This window comes from Flavobacterium geliluteum, assembly GCF_017948595.1.
Taxonomy (GTDB): domain Bacteria; phylum Bacteroidota; class Bacteroidia; order Flavobacteriales; family Flavobacteriaceae; genus Flavobacterium; species Flavobacterium flavipigmentatum.
Genome location: NZ_JAGFBV010000019.1, coordinates 49520 through 66630 on the forward strand (window position 1 = coordinate 49520; position 17111 = coordinate 66630).

13 protein-coding genes and 1 pseudogene are annotated in these 17111 nt (G+C 32.5%); 1 reads left to right on the plus strand and 13 read right to left on the minus strand.

What is annotated here, in order from left to right; genetic code table 11:
• Position 1: 1 nt before the first annotated feature.
• The 6 genes from J3495_RS12505 to J3495_RS12530 all read right to left on the minus strand — a co-directional run bounded on the left by J3495_RS12505 (position 2) and on the right by J3495_RS12530 (position 4760).
• Positions 2 to 895, minus strand: coding sequence for a tyrosine-type recombinase/integrase (locus J3495_RS12505; RefSeq protein ID WP_210666880.1), 894 nt, complete (start codon positions 893 to 895; stop codon positions 2 to 4).
• A gap of 143 nt (positions 896 to 1038) precedes the next feature.
• On the minus strand, positions 1039 to 1233 hold the full coding sequence (rpsU, locus tag J3495_RS12510; RefSeq protein WP_026985791.1) for a 30S ribosomal protein S21: 195 nt from the start codon (positions 1231 to 1233) through the stop codon (positions 1039 to 1041).
• 52 nt (positions 1234 to 1285) lie between these two features.
• A complete protein-coding gene (locus J3495_RS12515) occupies positions 1286 to 1723 on the minus strand; it encodes a hypothetical protein (protein WP_210666881.1) in 438 nt (145 codons plus the stop codon).
• A gap of 4 nt (positions 1724 to 1727) precedes the next feature.
• Complete coding sequence (locus tag J3495_RS12520) at positions 1728 to 2636, minus strand: hypothetical protein (protein ID WP_210666882.1); 909 nt, start codon at positions 2634 to 2636, stop codon at positions 1728 to 1730.
• 79 nt (positions 2637 to 2715) lie between these two features.
• Positions 2716 to 3855 carry an acyl-CoA dehydrogenase family protein gene (locus J3495_RS12525; RefSeq protein ID WP_210666883.1) on the minus strand — a complete coding sequence of 380 codons (1140 nt, stop codon included), beginning with the start codon at positions 3853 to 3855 and terminating at the stop codon, positions 2716 to 2718.
• Between the two features lie 17 nt (positions 3856 to 3872).
• Complete coding sequence (locus J3495_RS12530) at positions 3873 to 4760, minus strand: ComEA family DNA-binding protein (RefSeq protein ID WP_210666884.1); 888 nt, start codon at positions 4758 to 4760, stop codon at positions 3873 to 3875.
• Positions 4761 to 5034: 274 nt separating this feature from the next.
• Between J3495_RS12530 and J3495_RS12535 the strand changes: the two genes are divergently transcribed.
• Positions 5035 to 6504 carry an APC family permease gene (locus J3495_RS12535; protein ID WP_210666885.1) on the plus strand — a complete coding sequence of 490 codons (1470 nt, stop codon included), beginning with the start codon at positions 5035 to 5037 and terminating at the stop codon, positions 6502 to 6504.
• A 47-nt stretch (positions 6505 to 6551) separates the two neighbouring features.
• Here J3495_RS12535 and J3495_RS12540 read toward each other — a convergent pair whose 3' ends face one another.
• The 7 genes and pseudogenes from J3495_RS12540 to J3495_RS12570 all read right to left on the minus strand — a co-directional run bounded on the left by J3495_RS12540 (position 6552) and on the right by J3495_RS12570 (position 16952).
• Positions 6552 to 6779 carry a PspC domain-containing protein gene (locus J3495_RS12540; RefSeq protein WP_210666886.1) on the minus strand — a complete coding sequence of 76 codons (228 nt, stop codon included), beginning with the start codon at positions 6777 to 6779 and terminating at the stop codon, positions 6552 to 6554.
• A 50-nt stretch (positions 6780 to 6829) separates the two neighbouring features.
• Positions 6830 to 8104, minus strand: coding sequence for a DUF2851 family protein (locus tag J3495_RS12545; RefSeq protein ID WP_210666887.1), 1275 nt, complete (start codon positions 8102 to 8104; stop codon positions 6830 to 6832).
• Between the two features lie 56 nt (positions 8105 to 8160).
• Positions 8161 to 8641, minus strand: a pseudogene (locus J3495_RS12550) (3'-5' exonuclease).
• A gap of 79 nt (positions 8642 to 8720) precedes the next feature.
• Positions 8721 to 10082 carry a pyridoxal-phosphate dependent enzyme gene (locus J3495_RS12555; protein ID WP_210666888.1) on the minus strand — a complete coding sequence of 454 codons (1362 nt, stop codon included), beginning with the start codon at positions 10080 to 10082 and terminating at the stop codon, positions 8721 to 8723.
• Between the two features lie 33 nt (positions 10083 to 10115).
• Positions 10116 to 12083 (minus strand): putative porin, encoded by a 1968-nt coding sequence (locus J3495_RS12560; RefSeq protein WP_210666889.1) that lies wholly within the window; start codon positions 12081 to 12083, stop codon positions 10116 to 10118.
• A 159-nt stretch (positions 12084 to 12242) separates the two neighbouring features.
• A complete protein-coding gene (locus J3495_RS12565; RefSeq protein ID WP_210666890.1) occupies positions 12243 to 13829 on the minus strand; it encodes a RagB/SusD family nutrient uptake outer membrane protein in 1587 nt (528 codons plus the stop codon).
• 9 nt (positions 13830 to 13838) lie between these two features.
• Positions 13839 to 16952: a SusC/RagA family TonB-linked outer membrane protein gene (locus J3495_RS12570; protein WP_210666891.1), complete on the minus strand. Its 3114-nt coding sequence runs from the start codon at positions 16950 to 16952 to the stop codon at positions 13839 to 13841.
• Positions 16953 to 17111: the final 159 nt, after the last annotated feature.

The window sequence follows — 17111 nt, forward strand, 5'->3', positions numbered from 1 at the left end:
ACTATTTATTTCGAGGATGAGCATTCGCATACACTTTTTTAAGCTCTGCTAAACTATTATGAGTATAAACCTGTGTCGAAGCCAAACTCGAATGTCCTAATAATTCTTTCACTGAATTTAAATCTGCTCCGTTATTTAATAGATGAGTCGCAAAAGTATGCCGAAGCACATGCGGACTCTTCTTTACTTTTTCAGAGACCCTACTAAAGTAAGAATTTATTAATCGATACACAAAAGATTCACTCAATTTTAACCCTTTTTGAGAAATAAAAAAATATTCGTCGTCGATTATATTTTCCATGTTCAACCGTTCTCCTAAATACACATTAATCTGCTGCACTATAATTGGCAAAATAGGAATAATTCGCTCTTTACTTCTTTTTCCTAAAACTTTAATTACACTTGAAGACAAATCAACATTCTGCACCTGAAGCTGAATGAGTTCTGCTCGTCTTATTCCTGTTGTGTACAACAAATCTATTATTAGTTTATCACGCACTTCTTCAAAACCAGAAGGATTATTTATCGTTTGCATTAAATCCGCAAGCTCCTTTTCTGAAAACGGAATTTGAATTGTCTTGGGAGTTTTTAGCGATTTATGTTTCAGCATCGGACTCACTTCTATTTGTTTTGTTTTCAAAAGAAATTTATAAAAAGACTTTAAAGAAGCCATTTTTCTATTTACCGAAACATTCGAAATTTCAGCATCAACAAGCGAAACAATCCAGCTTCTTATTTGGCTATAATTTACTTTTTCGATGTTTTCCTGCTCAAAACAAACCTTATTAAACTCCTCAAAAGCCAGAACATCCGCCAAATAACCATTTACGGTATGGTCGGAATATTTTTTTTCTAATTGAAGATAATCACGAAAAGCTTCTTTATTTGTTTTCATCAAAAGACAGGATTTTTTTAACAAAGCATCTCTTTACATCTAAATTATCATTCATTAAATTAAAAAAAAAGACATAAAAAAACCGTTAGCATCAAAGTTATAACTTTATGATGACTAACGGTAATTATTTTGAAAAGCTAGTATTAACTTTCTAAACCATCTCTCATGTTTTGAATGTAAGCCGCTTTTTGAATTTGAGCTCTTTTGATTACAGAAGGCTTAATAAAAGCAGTACGTGCTCTTAATTGACGAACAGTTCCTGTTTTATCAAATTTTCTTTTATAGCGCTTTAATGCTCTATCGATATTTTCTCCGTCTTTAATTGGTATAATTAACATAATATTGACACCTCCTCTCGTTAAGGGTGCAAAAGTAACTATTAATTATGAATCATGAGACGTTTTTTTTGTTTTTTTTAAAAAAATCAAAACCTCTGAATAAAAAAAATACAAAAGCAACAACTAAAAAGACAAAAATACAAACCATTCCAAAGTTTTTCTTCTCAGTCAAAATATTCCAATCATAAAATTTATACTCTTTAAAAATTGATAAAAAAGTCATAAAAATTGCTAAAATTGGGATAGTTATTTCCCATAAAAAAACATACAGAATAGAGCTATTATTAAACCCTTTCATGGATTTAATCAAAAATTTATTCAAAAAAAAATTAAAAAAAACAGACAATAATAAAGCCATATACATTCTAAAATTCCATGTTAAAGCTACTCTATCCCATAAAACAATCCAAAAGAAAATGACTATCACAAAAAAAGGAAAAATCATATCCCAAAAAACATCAAAAATATTTTTTTTATTTTTAATATCCATTTTTTTATTCAGTTAATATTAATTCACTTTCTTGTGGTACATTCAACATTTGATTAAAAAGCTCTATATCTTCCTTTGATAATTTTAACCCAGGCATTTCATCTACAAAAAAATCTTCTTTTACGTATAACACTTCTTCAAATTTAGTTATTGTAAGATGATGCATACAATCAACTGCAGCCCAAATAATAGTTGTCGCAGCTCCTCCAACAGCTCCCGACGCTGCACCGAAAACAGCTCCTCCAACTCCTCCTGTTATAGTTCCAACGCCAGGTAAAGCGACAGTTCCTCCTGCAAGACCAACTTTAACCCCAGCGATTCCACCAACAACAACACCTGTCACTATAGCCCTACCAATATCTTTTCCATATCTACCAATACATTTTAAGTAATCTGTATAATCACCAGTCTTTAATGTTTTATTACTATAGCTGTTTTCAATACTATAAAAGGAAAATAACTTATTTACAGTTTTTTCAACTGAAGATAAAACAAAATTAGTTTGATATTTAAAACCACTAGAAAAATTACTCAAATCAAGTTCTTGTTTTTTATTTTTTATTAATTCTAAAATCATATAATTATCAGAATTTGCTAATTCATTATAAAAGGTTAATAAAAAAGCATTTTCAATATTATTATAAAAAGGATTATTTGGAATCTTTATTTCAGGATTGCTTTCAAAATTCTTATTATAAAGTTTGCTACTCCCTACCACAACAACATACTTATCAACGAAACTTTTCACCTCTTCTTCATTACTAAATTTTCCATCAAACTCATCTACTCTTTGTTTGATGTTTTTATCCATCAATGAAAAGTCTAGATTTCCATCAACATTCTTATTTTCATTAATTTCCTTACTACAGGACAAGAAAATTGATAACACAAAAAGACATAGGCTTTTTTTCATAATTCAAATTTTAAAGATTTATAATTTTTCAAATATAAACCATAAAAAATAATTACAAAGTAAAAACTTACAAAAAAAATTATTTTAACAAATTTCTAGAAATTACTAATTTTTGAATTTCAGTAGTTCCTTCGCCTATCGTACACAATTTTGCATCTCTGTAAAACTTCTCAACCGGAAAGTCTTTGGTATAACCATAACCTCCATGTATCTGAACAGCTTCGTTAGCCACCTTTACACATACTTCTGACGCATACATTTTGGCCATTGCACCCAATGTTGTAACTGGTTTATGTTGCTGCTTTAAAAACGCTGCTTTGTGCAACAACAACTCCGAAGCTTCAATTTCAGTGGCCATGTCTGCCAATTTAAAAGAAATCCCCTGAAAATTACTGATTGGTTGCCCGAATTGGTATCTTTCTTTAGAATATTTCAACGCCGCTTCATACGCTCCTTTTGCAATTCCTAATGATAATGCACCGATAGAAATTCTGCCTCCATCTAATATTTTCATGGCCTGAATAAAACCTTGTCCCACTTCGCCCAACCTGTTGGCATCTGGCACGCGACAACCATCAAAAACCAATTCGGCTGTTTCACTGGCACGCATTCCTAATTTATTTTCTTTTTTTCCTGATGAAAATCCCGGCATCCCTTTTTCGAAAACAAAAGCCGTCATACCTTTTGAATCTCCTTTTTCGCCAGTTCGCACAATTACCACTGCAATATCACCCGAAATAGCATGTGTAATAAAATTTTTAGCTCCGTTTACAATCCACGAATCGCCATCTCGTACCGCAGTCGTATTCATTCCGCCTGCATCAGAACCCGTATTATGTTCGGTTAAACCCCAAGCACCAATATGCTCAGCTGTTGCTAATTTCGGAATCCATTTTTTCTTTTGATCTTCATTTCCAAAAGTCAAAATATGATTGGTGCATAAAGAATTATGGGCCGCTACAGACAATCCGATAGACGGATCTACCTTAGAAATCTCTTCAATAATTGTTATATATTCGTGATATCCCAACCCAGAACCTCCATATTCCTCAGGAACAAGAACTCCCATAAATCCCATCTCTCCTAATTTTTTAAATAAAGGAATCGGGAAAATTTGAGCTTCATCCCACTCCATTATATTAGGTCTTATATTTTTCTCAGCAAAATCTTTTATTGATTCAGCAATCATTGATTGCGTTTCGTTGTAGTCAAAATTCATTTTTCAGATGTTTTTTTTTAGAACTCCAAATATAAACTAATTATTTTTGCTTTTTCAACAGGAAAAGCTTTAATTTTTACCAAATCCTCAATATTTATGATTTTTCCGTTCATACTTCGATACGTTACTATTTGTTTTGCCAAAGCATATCTAAAATAAGGAAACTGAGACAATTCCTTTAAAGAAGCATCATTTATAGCTATTTTTTTAAATTTTGGAATAGCTGAAACTTTAAAATGTAGATTTAATTCAACTAGTACTTCTGGAGAAAGCCCCCAAATGTCATTCATCTGTTCCATCGAAACAAAACCTCCAAAGCTTTCTTTTTGTTTTAAAATACGAATAGATAATGCTTCTCCTATTCCATAAATTTTCATCAAATCTTCCTGTGTCGCCTGATTAATATCTAAAGTTACTATTTTTTCTTTTTTGAAAAAAATCTTCTGATTTGAATCCTTTTTAAACTTTTTTGCTGCATTTCCTTTAGTTACCCAATCAGGAAATTTAAAATAAGGAGAAATTGCAAGAAGTAAAGAATCTGAAACTTTGGTCACTTCTTGAAACTCTTTGGCAGAATTAACATATTTATTTTCTTTTCTAAAGGATAATAGTCTGTCAATTTCCTGAACTGACATTCCGAGTTTGTATCCTTTATAATCAGAGATAAAATTAGGATTAAAAGGAAATACTTTTGGCTTTTGATTGTATTTCAAGCTCTTTAAAACATCAATCTGGGGTTGCAAAGTCATCCATTTTTGCTCTTCTGGTGTGATTTTTTCTTTCTCATTAAAATCAACAAAAAAATAAACCAACTGTAGAGAAACGATAACTACCAAAAATAAAAATACTCCTGTACGTTGCTGATTTGTAAACCTAAAATACTGTACTAACGATCTGAAATTCATCTTAAACTACTCTATTATAATTTATTTAAAAATATAAATTAAGAGAAAAAATATTGATTTATTAAGAAAATTAGTAAAAAAATTCACTTTATCATAATTATTTATTCTACCTTTAAAGTGAAATTAATTTAATGAATTACAGTACTTAAAGAATATTCTCTATCCTTATTCATTAAAATTTGAACTTTTTATCACTTAAAACGAAATAATTGTTTTTATTTTTTACAAAAAACGATACATTTGGAGCTTAATAACAATAAACCACTATAATAGTATGTCAATAATGCGAGTTAAACCAATATCTGCTTTTGAAGCCGATATGAAGAAAAGTGATTTAAAAAGGGTTTTAGGAAAATGGAGCCTTACTGCCATTGGAGTTGGCGCAATTATTGGTGGAGGAATTTTTGTTCTTACTGGTACAGGTGCATATTATCATGCAGGTCCGGCATTAGCACTTTCTTTCATTATTGCAGGTATTGCCTGTGTATTTGCAGCTCTTTGTTATTCTGAGTTTGCATCGATTTTACCTGTTGAAGGTTCTGCTTATGCATACGCCTATGGTACAATTGGTGAAATTTTTGCTTGGATTATCGGATGGGGCCTTATCCTAGAATATGCGATGGGATCGATGACCGTAGCAGTATCCTGGTCCGGATATTTTAATAAATTGCTTAAAATGTTTCACATTCACCTCCCAGAATATCTTACCACTGATCCTGCTAGTTATACAGGAGAAGGTTTTTCTATGAATCTACCTGCTTTTTGTATCGTTCTTTTAGTTATTTCATTACTTATAAAAGGAACAAAAAGCGCTGCGAAAGCTAATAATATGATCGTGATTCTTAAAGTTTCTGCCGTTATATTTGTAATTATTGCAGGTCTTTTCTTCATTAATACAGCAAACTGGCATCCATTTATTCCAGAAGCTACTCAAATTGTCGAAAAAGAAACTACACACAATGCATACGGGATAGCCGGAATTGTATCAGGAGCAGCAGCTATTTTCTTTGCTTACGTAGGGTTTGATGCCGTTTCTACGCAAGCTGGAGAAGCTATTAATCCTAAAAAAGACGTTCCGTTTGCAATCATTGCTTCTTTACTAATCTGTACTGTACTGTATATCCTTGTTTCTTTAGTACTAACGGGAATGATGAATTACAAAGATTTTAACCCACTAGGAAAATATCCTGAAGCTATAAAAGCTCCGGTTGCATACGCCTTTGATATTGCTGGACAAAACTGGGCTGGTTTTATAATCACTATTGCTGCAACTATTGGTTTGGTTTCGGTATTAATGGTAATGATTATGGGACAGTCAAGAATTTTCCTTGGTATGTCTAAAGACGGTTTAATTCCTGCTGTTTTTTCTAAAGTAAATCCAATTTCAGGAACACCAAAAACCAATTTAATGATCTTGGGCTTTATTATTGCCGTAGTGGCAGCCTTTACGCCGATCAACAAATTAGCAGATATGACAAGTTTTGGAACCCTGTTTGCTTTTACAATGGTTTGTATTGCCGTGTGGATTTTAAGAGTAAAACAACCTCAATTAACTCGTACATTTAAAGTGCCTGCACTACCAATAATTGCAGTTTGTGGTATTTCTATCAATACTTATCTGATGATCAATTTGAGTAAAGATGCCCAATTACTATCACTTGGTTGGTTGCTAATTGGTGTAATTGTATATTTTGGATATAGCAAAAAGAGATCAAGACTTAATAAAACCGAAACTGAAGAATAGTTTCTAAAGATATCATAAAAAACTCCAAATACACATTTGGAGTTTTTTTATAGATCAAAAACTGAAGTTCGTTTTGCCCGAATTAAATCCTTTAGGCGAATCCAAAAGGCTAATGTCAGGTAGACACCAAAACCTAGACCTACCGTTACAAACGAAATATAAATAAAAAACAGTCGTACGCTGGTAACCCTCATACCCAACTTGTCTGCCAAACGAGACGATACGTGAAAACCATATTTTTCGAAAAAAAATTTAAGCCGAAGAATTGCAGACATTTTTATAATTTGTAATAAATACAAAAATACAAAATTATCTGATACTTTATTTACTTATTATTTTTTAAAAGCTCCATTCCTACCACACACTTTAAGCACGCACTTTTATTACAATATTCGTTTTTGAGCTGTAATAATGACTGCGTTTCAAAAGCATTTTTAGACTTTATTCCAAATGAATTAAATTTTTCTATAATTGAATTTTTTTCGGGTGCCACTTCATCCAAAAGCATGATCAAATCCTCAGAAATTGAGTCGCCCATTACTTTTGCAAAAGTAAATTGAACAGGAATAATAGTATTGATAACCAATAAATCTATAAATGACTTTGAAAGAAATTTAGCTTTTTTAGGACTTTGTTTATCAAACTGAAAATGATTTTGCCAGTACGATCCGGCCGAAACTTCAAAGACATTATAAATTTCTTTTAAAGACTTTAAAGCTGTAATTTTCGAAAATAAATTTTGCTGTTTATGATACAAATTTACTAATTGCGAAAGGCGAATGGTTGGAAAATTGTCTGGACGATGCTTAAAAAACTGGACTGGTTCTACATATACTTTTTCTAATTGGTATTTGTGAATTAGATAAAAATAGCTAAATTTTAAATCTTTAAAATAGACATCTTCTTTCTCTGAATCTAACAAACCTGAGACTCCAAAGAGCAATGATTCGAGATTAACCAGTTCGAAACTTTCTTTTCGGATGATAGAAAACGGAAGGGCTTTTGCAATCTGAAAAAAAGAATTTCCATTGGTATTCAAACCAAAATTCTTCGCCAGCAAGCTAAACAAAACAGCTTCCCAATCCTGATTTGTTTCATTCAACAAATCATAAATAGGTTTTGATTTTCGCTCTAATCGCTCAAAAAACAAACGTTCCAACCAACTTTTAAACACAAATTCATCAATTTGACTAATTTGTTTTTCGCAAAATATCCAAGACTTTGGAGCCATTAAAGCCTGATAATTTGAAATAATTTCTGGAGCAACATAATTTTTTAAAACCAAAACTGGAATTTCAGTATTATTTTGCCTAAAAATTTCAGTATCGTGCTCCCAAACAACATGTAAAATTACGCTTTCATAAGCGGTGTCTCGTTCATGATGATGCAAATACCAATCGGAAGATTTTATATGAATTTCAATATTTCCAGCCCATTTCTGATTACCAATTTTTATTTGAGCATTAAAAAAGTCTGGTCCGGCGAGTTCTAAGTAGTCCCCTGTTTTAATAATAGTTACCTGCTCATCTTGAGTAGTTCTTAAATTTAAAGTATCAAACTTCTTGAATCTCCAGAGATAATGAAGAAAATCTTCTTTCATATTATGTTTTATATCCGTTTATAAAACATAAATATAGTAAATTTAATCTTACAAAATTATTTCAACATGTATAATTTTGCACAAGCCCTAGCATCTGATAAAGCCTCGTGATGATTCAATTGTATGTTCATTTCGCGACAGCAATCGCTCAATTTTGTGGGTTTTAAACCTTTAGCCTTATATATTTTTGGTACATTCCCAACGCGTAGGAATATTCAAATCTTCATACTGCAAACCATAAAGTGCCATTGATTTACTCAAAACATTCCGATCAAAACTTTCGTTATGTGCCACTACGATTCTATTTTTTAATCTTTTTTCAATTTCCGGATATACCTGCAAAAATGATTTTGCGTTTACCGTATGACTCGGGTAAATACCATGAACTTGAATCGTAAATGGCGAATAAATATTATTGGGCGGTTTAATTAAGGAAACAAATTCATCAACTATAATTCCGTTTTCTACGGTAACAATACCAACAGAACACGGATGATATGCCGTTGCGGTTTCAAAATCTATGGCGGTAAAATTCATCTTTTTCCTTTAAAAATAAAAATCCATAAACCCAACTTATATATCAGATTTATGGATTTTAAAGTTACAAATTATGATTTTATTTTATCGATCCAATAATATCATATTTGGTAATAATATGGTGATTTCCGTTTTCTAAGTCTACCAAAACGGCATCGTTTTCTTTGGTAAATAATTTAGAAACTTCTTCGATAGGCGTAGCCAATTTTACAATTGGAAAAGGTTTTCCCATCACCTCTTTTATCGGTTTTTCGGCTACATTTTTGTCGGCTACATAACTTCTGAATAAATCTGTTTCATCTACAGATCCTACAAAACCGTTAATATCTACAACAGGAATTTGCGAAATTTTATATTTACGCATGCGCTCAATCGCGTGCGAAACCAGCTCTTCTGTACGAACAACAATTAATTGTTTGTCGATATGGTCTTTAATAACATCCTCGGCTTTGGTAATATTTTCGTCCAAGAAACCACGCTCACGCATCCAATCGTCATTAAACATTTTACCTACATAACGACTTCCAGAATCATGAAACAAAACAACAACGACATCTTCCGGCTTAAAATGTTCTTTCAACTGATGCAATCCTTTGATACACGCACCAGCAGAATTACCTACAAAAATGGCTTCTTCTAGAGCAATTTTTCTGGTATAAACCGCTGCGTCTTTATCGGTAACTTTTGTAAATCCGTCAATTAGAGAAAAATCAACATTTTTGGGTAAAATATCTTCCCCAATGCCTTCTGTAATATAAGAGTAAATTTCGTTTTCATCAAAAATTCCGGTTTCATGGTATTTTTTAAAAACAGAACCGTAAGTATCGATCCCCCAGATTTTAATATTTGGATTTTTTTCTTTTAAATATCTGCCTACTCCAGAAATCGTTCCTCCTGTCCCTACTCCAACCACAAAATGAGTGATTTTTCCATCTGTTTGTTCCCAAATTTCCGGTCCGGTTTGCTCATAATGCGCCAAAGAATTTGACATATTATCGTATTGATTTACATACCACGAATTAGGAGTTTCTGAAGCCAGACGCTTTGAAACCGAATAATAAGAACGTGGATCTGTTGGCTCAACATCGGTTGGACAAACAACAACTTTTGCTCCTACAGCGCGCAAAATATCCATTTTTTCCTTGGATTGTTTGTCAGAGATTACACAAATTAATTTGTATCCTTTTATGATCGCAACAAGTGCCAATCCCATTCCTGTATTTCCAGAAGTGCCTTCTATAATGGTTCCGCCCGGCTGCAAACGTCCGTCTGCCTCAGCATCTTCGATCATTTTTACGGCCATTCTATCTTTTACAGAATTTCCGGGATTAAAAGTCTCCACTTTTGCTAATACCAAAGCATCGATTCCCTCGACAATTTTGTTGAGTTTTACTAATGGTGTGTTACCAATTGTTTCTAATATGTTTTTTGAAAACTTCATTTTTTTGAATTTGAAAAATTAACTTTTGAATATTTATTGGAAGAAATTCCAAACCAAACCAAATTGAATTGTAAAATCACGATATGGATTGTTTGGAGCAGAATAATAGTCATCCTGAGAAAAAATAGCATTAAAATGTTCTGCTTTTAAATAAATTCTGGTCTGACGAATTCTTCCATTAACAAAGAAATCAAAGGTTGGATAACCACCAATTTCTTTTCTATTCTGAACGAAAGCTTCGCCTACAACAGGATTATAATCGTTAGCATAATATTTAGTAAAATAATTAAAGATGATTCCAGTTTGTAAATAAAGTGCTTTATTAAAGAAATAATTAGAATAATAAAGTGTATTTCTGGTCACCAAATCGGGCAGATTTAGAATCAATTCAGACTGATCTACTTTTTGATACAACACTGTATTGTCTAATGCAAAGCGACCCATTTTAAATTCTCTGCTCGCTTTTATAGACAAATAATTAATTGCATTTGCGTACTGAGCTGGCGCAATAATTTGTGTTTTTGCTAAATCGTCAGCCGCTGTAGAAACATCTGCAAAATACAAATGATCCTTTAGCACCGAATATTGCACCTCTGCATTTAACCAAGGCGTAAAAAAATTGGCACTAAGCGTATTTATTTTTTCGTTCTTAAAATTATTCGACCAATTATAAGAAACATAACTACTTTGGTATAGATTATAGTTATTATTGGGTAATTTGTTGATGTTTCTATATCTGAAATCAAATTTTATTTTTTCAGTCAAATTATACTTTAATTTAGCATCTAAGTCAGAAAGTGACTGATTTGTAATGGATCTGGTGTATAAAAAACGCCCAATCCATTTGTTTTTTTGATATTCGTATTGCCCGCCAACATTATTAATTTGCTGAAACAAATTGTCTGAAACCGATGTACCATCTTCGTTTATAATAATTCGATCGTACTTATAATTTGACCTGTAATCATCAATAAAAAAATTAAATTTTCCTAAAAGTGAATTTTCATAAGTCAGTCCAGCTTTGTTGTACAATTTTTCAAATTTAGTCTGATCATTGATTGCACTCGCTACGTAAGATTCTCCAAATCGTTGTACCAATCTTGCATCAACAGTTGAAAGTACTGTAGGTTGATTGTATTCAAAAAATTTATTTTCATAATTAAATTGATGCGTCACATACAAATTATTGTTTCCTTGCTTTGGATTTACTCGAAAGGCATGGTCAAAAAACAACCGTTTTCCTTTAAGAAAAGACTGAGCATCGGTAAGATATACTTGTAATCGTTGACGATTATTAAAATCTGCATTTCCGCTTTCAAAATCTTCAGGAGTCGTAATTCCTCCGTTTTCTTCATTCAAAATATCCTGATACGTATAATGTGCATTCAAAACATAACGCAAATCGGTAGTAAAATAACTGGTAGTAAATCTAAAATTTCCGGTACTTGCTAATTGATTGATATACTTTCCTTCAGAACGCAAGCCTCTATAAGCCATTGAAAAGTTGAGATTTTTGGATGTATTTAAGGTAATAAACGAATCTAAATTTTGTCCTTTTCCTACTGATGTATTAAAAAACAATTCTGTTAAAGGTGTCGCCGCCGAGTAATAATTAATTTGATTGGCTTCGAGAAAATTAAAGTGCTTGCCTTTGAAACCAATTTCAGGATACGGCGAAAAATCAGTCAAACTGTATTGTAAGATAGTATAGGTCTGTCCAACATTTGAAAAAGGCATTAATCCAAAATTATCCTTTCTGAGATAGTTTTGTCTGTAAGCACTTTTTATTGTCAAAGAAGTATCTACATAAGTAGTATCATGATCTAATGTGATAATCTGATACTGCTCAATTTTTGCCACTAAACTTTTTTTCTTCTTAACAGTATCGGTTATACTCGAATACTGCGTTTTCATATCTAAATTATTTTTAGAAGTTTTTTTTTCCTGAGAGAATAATATAGTAGGAACGGCTAATAGATATAGAAGAAAAAGAATTCTCATTTGACAGCTTTATGTATAGATATTAATTTTAATAAAATTGATGAGGCAAAGGTAAATTATAAAAACGTATAAACGAAAAAAAACAAAATGTTAGTACAAAAAAGTCCCAATTGCTAAAGCAATTGGGACTCTAAAAAATAATATAATATTTATTTTGTATTACCAGTTAGGATTTTGTCCTAGACCTGGGTTTGTATTTAATTCAATTTGTGGTATTGGCCATAAAAACTTATAATCAGTACCTGGAATAGCCGCAACCGGAGTTGTGACAACAAAACTATTTCCTAATACAAAGGCAGCCGCTGCAGGAGTAGCACCACTAGCATATTTTGCAGGAATTCCGTCTATAGCAACAGATGCAATTGGGTCTCCTTGTAATCTATGAATATCTGTCCACCTACGACCTTCTTGTAAAAACTCGATTCTTCTTTCTTTTAGTATAGCCGCCACCATAGTAGCATCTGTAGTGAAAGAAGCAGCTGTATAAGCCTGAGTCGCTGGATTAGCCAAAGATCTATTTCTTACAGAATTCAATAAATTCAATGCAGTAGATAAATTTGACAAACGCGCGTGAGCTTCTGCCATATTCAAAACCACTTCAGCATATCTAATAACCGGAGCAGCATCTGTCCTGTTAGTAACATCTGTATACTTATTAGTATATTTAATACCTGAAGCAGTGTAGATGAATTTTCCATCTTCTCTTCTTTTATCATCAGCTAACCACCATGTTGTATCTCTCCAAAGAATTGGACTGATACAAACTAAAGCTCTATCTCTTAGCATACTTGGCAAAGCTCCATTCACAGTAGGATTAGCTGTAGCAGAATGTTGAATAGAAAAAATAGACTCTGAATTACTAGTTGCAACAGCACTACTTCCCTGAAACGGAGCGTAAGGGTCAGCTGTTAAAGCGAAAGCTCCGGATAACTTATTACCTTCAACAATTACATTTGCCCAATCTCTTTTTTGAAGATAAAGTCTTGTTTTGAAAGCAATTGCAGCCCACTTAGAAGCTCTTCCAACAACCCTTGATGAAAATGTAGTTGAATTCCCTGTCGTTATTAAAGTTTCTGCATCATTTAAATCGGCCAAAACTTTATCATAAACCTCAGCAACAGTGTTTCTTGGTTTAAGTGACTCAGATGTAATTTCTGCACTTGTATTAACACCAACTTCTCTGTAAGGAATTCCTGAATGAGTAGCACCAGGTGTAAAATTATATGGCCTAGCAAAATAAGTAAGCAATTCTAAATGCGTAATTGCTCTTAAAAACTTGGCTTGCCCGATATAATTATCACCAACAGCTTTAGTAATAACTCCTTTAGCAACAGCCTCTGTCGTTCCCTCTATCATGATATTACATCTGTTGATCAATCTGTAACCATCAACCCAATAATAAACATTATTAGCTGTTGTTGGATCATAAGTTGCAGTATATGTCAACTCATAAAAAGTAGCCATATTAACAACATCTTCTCCTCTAGTCTCCCCTTGTTGTACAAAGGCAGCTCCCCAAACGTAACCTCTACCACCATTTGGACTATTCGGCGCTGCATTGTATTGTCCAATCGCTGCAGCATTATAAACACCATTCATGTATGTAGCAATCAACGTAGGAGTTGTAAAAGCATCCGGACTTAGAATATTGTTTACTGGTTTTAAATCCAATATTTTTTCTTCTGTACATGAACTCATCCCGAGTACAACTACAGAAAGTAGAATTGTTTTTATTATATTTTTCATATGTTCTTTTTATAAACTTACATTTAATCCAATTGATATCACTTTAGCACGTGGTGTTCCATTAATATCTACTCCAGACGTTTCCATTTCAGGATTTATACCTTTATAGTCAGAAATCAACCAGATATTTTGTCCTTGAGCAAAAATTCTAAAGTTATCTACTCCAATTTTATCCATCAACATTTTAGGCAATGTATAACCTATACTTATGTTATCAAGTGAGATAAAATCACCTTTCTCAACAAAACGAGTACTTGCACTTCCAGTAAGATTTGTAAATGTATTAGTACTTGCATACAATCTTGGTGTCCATCCATCTCCAGGATTGTCAACACTTTGCCATCTTCCTAAAATCTCTGTTCCATTGTTATTAAAGTTTTGATTCATTAACTCTCTTCTAGTAGCGTTGAAAATTTTATTTCCTCCACTAAATCTAAACATGAAACCAAAATCAAAACTTTTGTATTTCATATTAGATGATACAGAACCAAAATAAGTTGGCAAAGTATTTCCTAATATTTTCTTGTCAGCAGTCACTAAAGAAGAGGCACTTGCAGTATTCATAGCAGCCGCAGGATTATTTGGATCGAATGTAAAATAAGTTTGTGTATTAAGATTACCTTGTACTAAACTACCATTCGCTTTATAATAAACCGGGTTACCGTTTGCAGGGTTAGTTCCCCAATATTCGAATCCGTATAAAGAGTTAATTGACTCTCCTTGTTGTATAATGATATTAGGGGCAATATTGGTGTCTGTAGAAGAACCTCCTACGATAGGCTGTCCTTGATACAAAGCAGTAACTTCGTTTTTAGTAAGTGTCAAGTTAGAAGACAGATCCCATGTAAAGTTTGGAGTATTGATCGCTTTAAAACTTACAGCAAACTCATACCCCTTGTTGTACATTTTACCAACGTTTTGGTTGATTGTATTGTTAGGAATACCAATAGATGGAGGAGTTGGCGCAGCCAAAACTAAATCATCAATATCATTTTGAAAATAATCAAAAGCAACAGTCAAACGGTTGTTAAACAATCCTAAATCTACACCAAGATCCACTTTAGTAGACGTTTCCCATTGCAATAAAGGATTTCCAAATTGAAAATAACCAATACCGTTTGAAGGGCCGTATGGAGAACCAATTGTAAGATCTTTTGAAGGATAAGCTGCTTGATTTAATACATCAACATTACCAACCTCAGAATAAGAAGCTCTGAATTTCAAATCAGAAACAGTGTTACTGATTCCTTGCATAAAGCTTTCTTTAGATACTGTCCAACCTGCAGAAACTCCTGGAAAATTATAGTATCTAACATCTGATTCAAATTGTGAAATTCCGTCACGTCTAAGAGATCCTTGAATAAAATATTTCTCTCTGAAATTATATGTAAAACGACCTAAATAAGAAATAATACCTTTTTCAGTAATTCCACCACCTGTGTCTTTAGTATTATAACTATTAGTAACTAAATTCTGATCGAAGAAATCACTAATAATATCACTTCCCTGACCCCATAACAATTTATCTCTTGATTTTTGATATTCAGCAACTCCTGTTAAACCAATATTATGATCTTCAGCAAAAGTATGCTTGTAATTCAAGATATTTTGCCAGTTCCATCTTAAAAGATTTCTGTTCTCTTGATATAAAATTCCGTTTGAACCACGACCATCTCCATGTACAGGATTCCAATATTGGAAACCATCTGTCATAGCATTATCGGCACTTACTTGTAATTTATAACTCAAGTCAGAAGTAATTTTTGCATTTGCAAAGGCACTTGCAATGATTCTTGTTGTCGTTGATTTGTATTTATTATTATCAAGAGCATAAATAATATTTGTAATATTATCTCCTACTGGAGCTAAATTATCCCATTGACCAACGTTTGCATTATTTGGTGAAAGGTTATAACCTGTTGGATCAGCTGGATCATAAATTGGTGTATTCGGCAATTGTCTAATCGTGTTAAAAATATTACCTGATAAACCACTTGCATTACTATTCAATCCATCATACTCTGTTCTATTAACATTGATATTCGTACCAATACTCAACCATTTATTGATATCTTGATCAATATTAGCTCTAATAGAATATTTTTTCATACTATTTGCTAAGTTGATCCCATCAAAATCAGAAATACCTAAAGATAAATAATATTTTGTTTTCTCAGAACCACCACTAAAATTAAGATTATGAGTAGTTTGAGAAGCATTTCTCAAAACAGCATCTTGCCAATCTGTATTAAATGTATTTCCAACAGCCCATGCTGCTTGATTTCTGTTAGTTCTTTTCTCATTAGAAATAGTCAAGAAATCAGGAGTCTCTAAAAGATCATATTTTTTAGCAGCACTAGCTACACCAAAAACACTTGAATAACTCACTTTTAAAGTTCCTCTTTTTCCACTTTTAGTAGTAATTAAGATTACACCATTTGCAGCTCTAGAACCATAAATAGCCGTCGCAGCACCATCTTTTAAAACATCAAAAGACTCAATATCCTCTGGATTGATATCTGCCAAACCATTTGTAGCTGACACACCACCTACATCACCTGAATAAATAGGTATACCATCTACAACTATTAATGGCTCAGTACTACCAGAAATAGACCCAATACCTCTAATTCTAATTCTTGGAGCAGCTCCAAGAAGACCTGTATTCGTTAATACTTGTACCCCAGTAGCTCTTCCTGCCAAAACACCCTCAAAACTTGGAGTTACTAAATTAGAGATATCTTTTCCTGAAATTTTAGAAATAGACCCCGTAACCTCTTTTCTCTTTTGTACACCATAACCTACAACAACAACCTCGTTCATAATTTGGGCTGCTGATTCCATTGTTAAACTAACTGTATTTGATGTACCAACTGTTAGTTGTTTGTCACTCATACCTACATAAGTAAAAACCAAAACATCTCCTGTTTTTGCTTTTATAGAGTAACTACCATCAAAGTCTGTGTAAGTACTGACCTTTGTTCCTTTTACCACAACGTTAACACCTGGAACAACTCCCGTGCCATCAGAAACAAACCCTGAAATAGTTCGTTCTTGAGCAAAAGAAAACTGCATAGACAACGCTACCAGCAGCGTAAAAATCCATTGTAATTTTAATTTCATTTTAAGTTATTTTGAATTAGTATTCCGCAAACATCTTAATTATTTCTTAAATTAACAAACATTTTTAACTTAATTTTTAATAAACTTAAATGGATTCTTTTAGCATATTAATAGAAAGATGGTGTTATTTTTCATTTTAAAGTAGTTTTACTTGTTAAA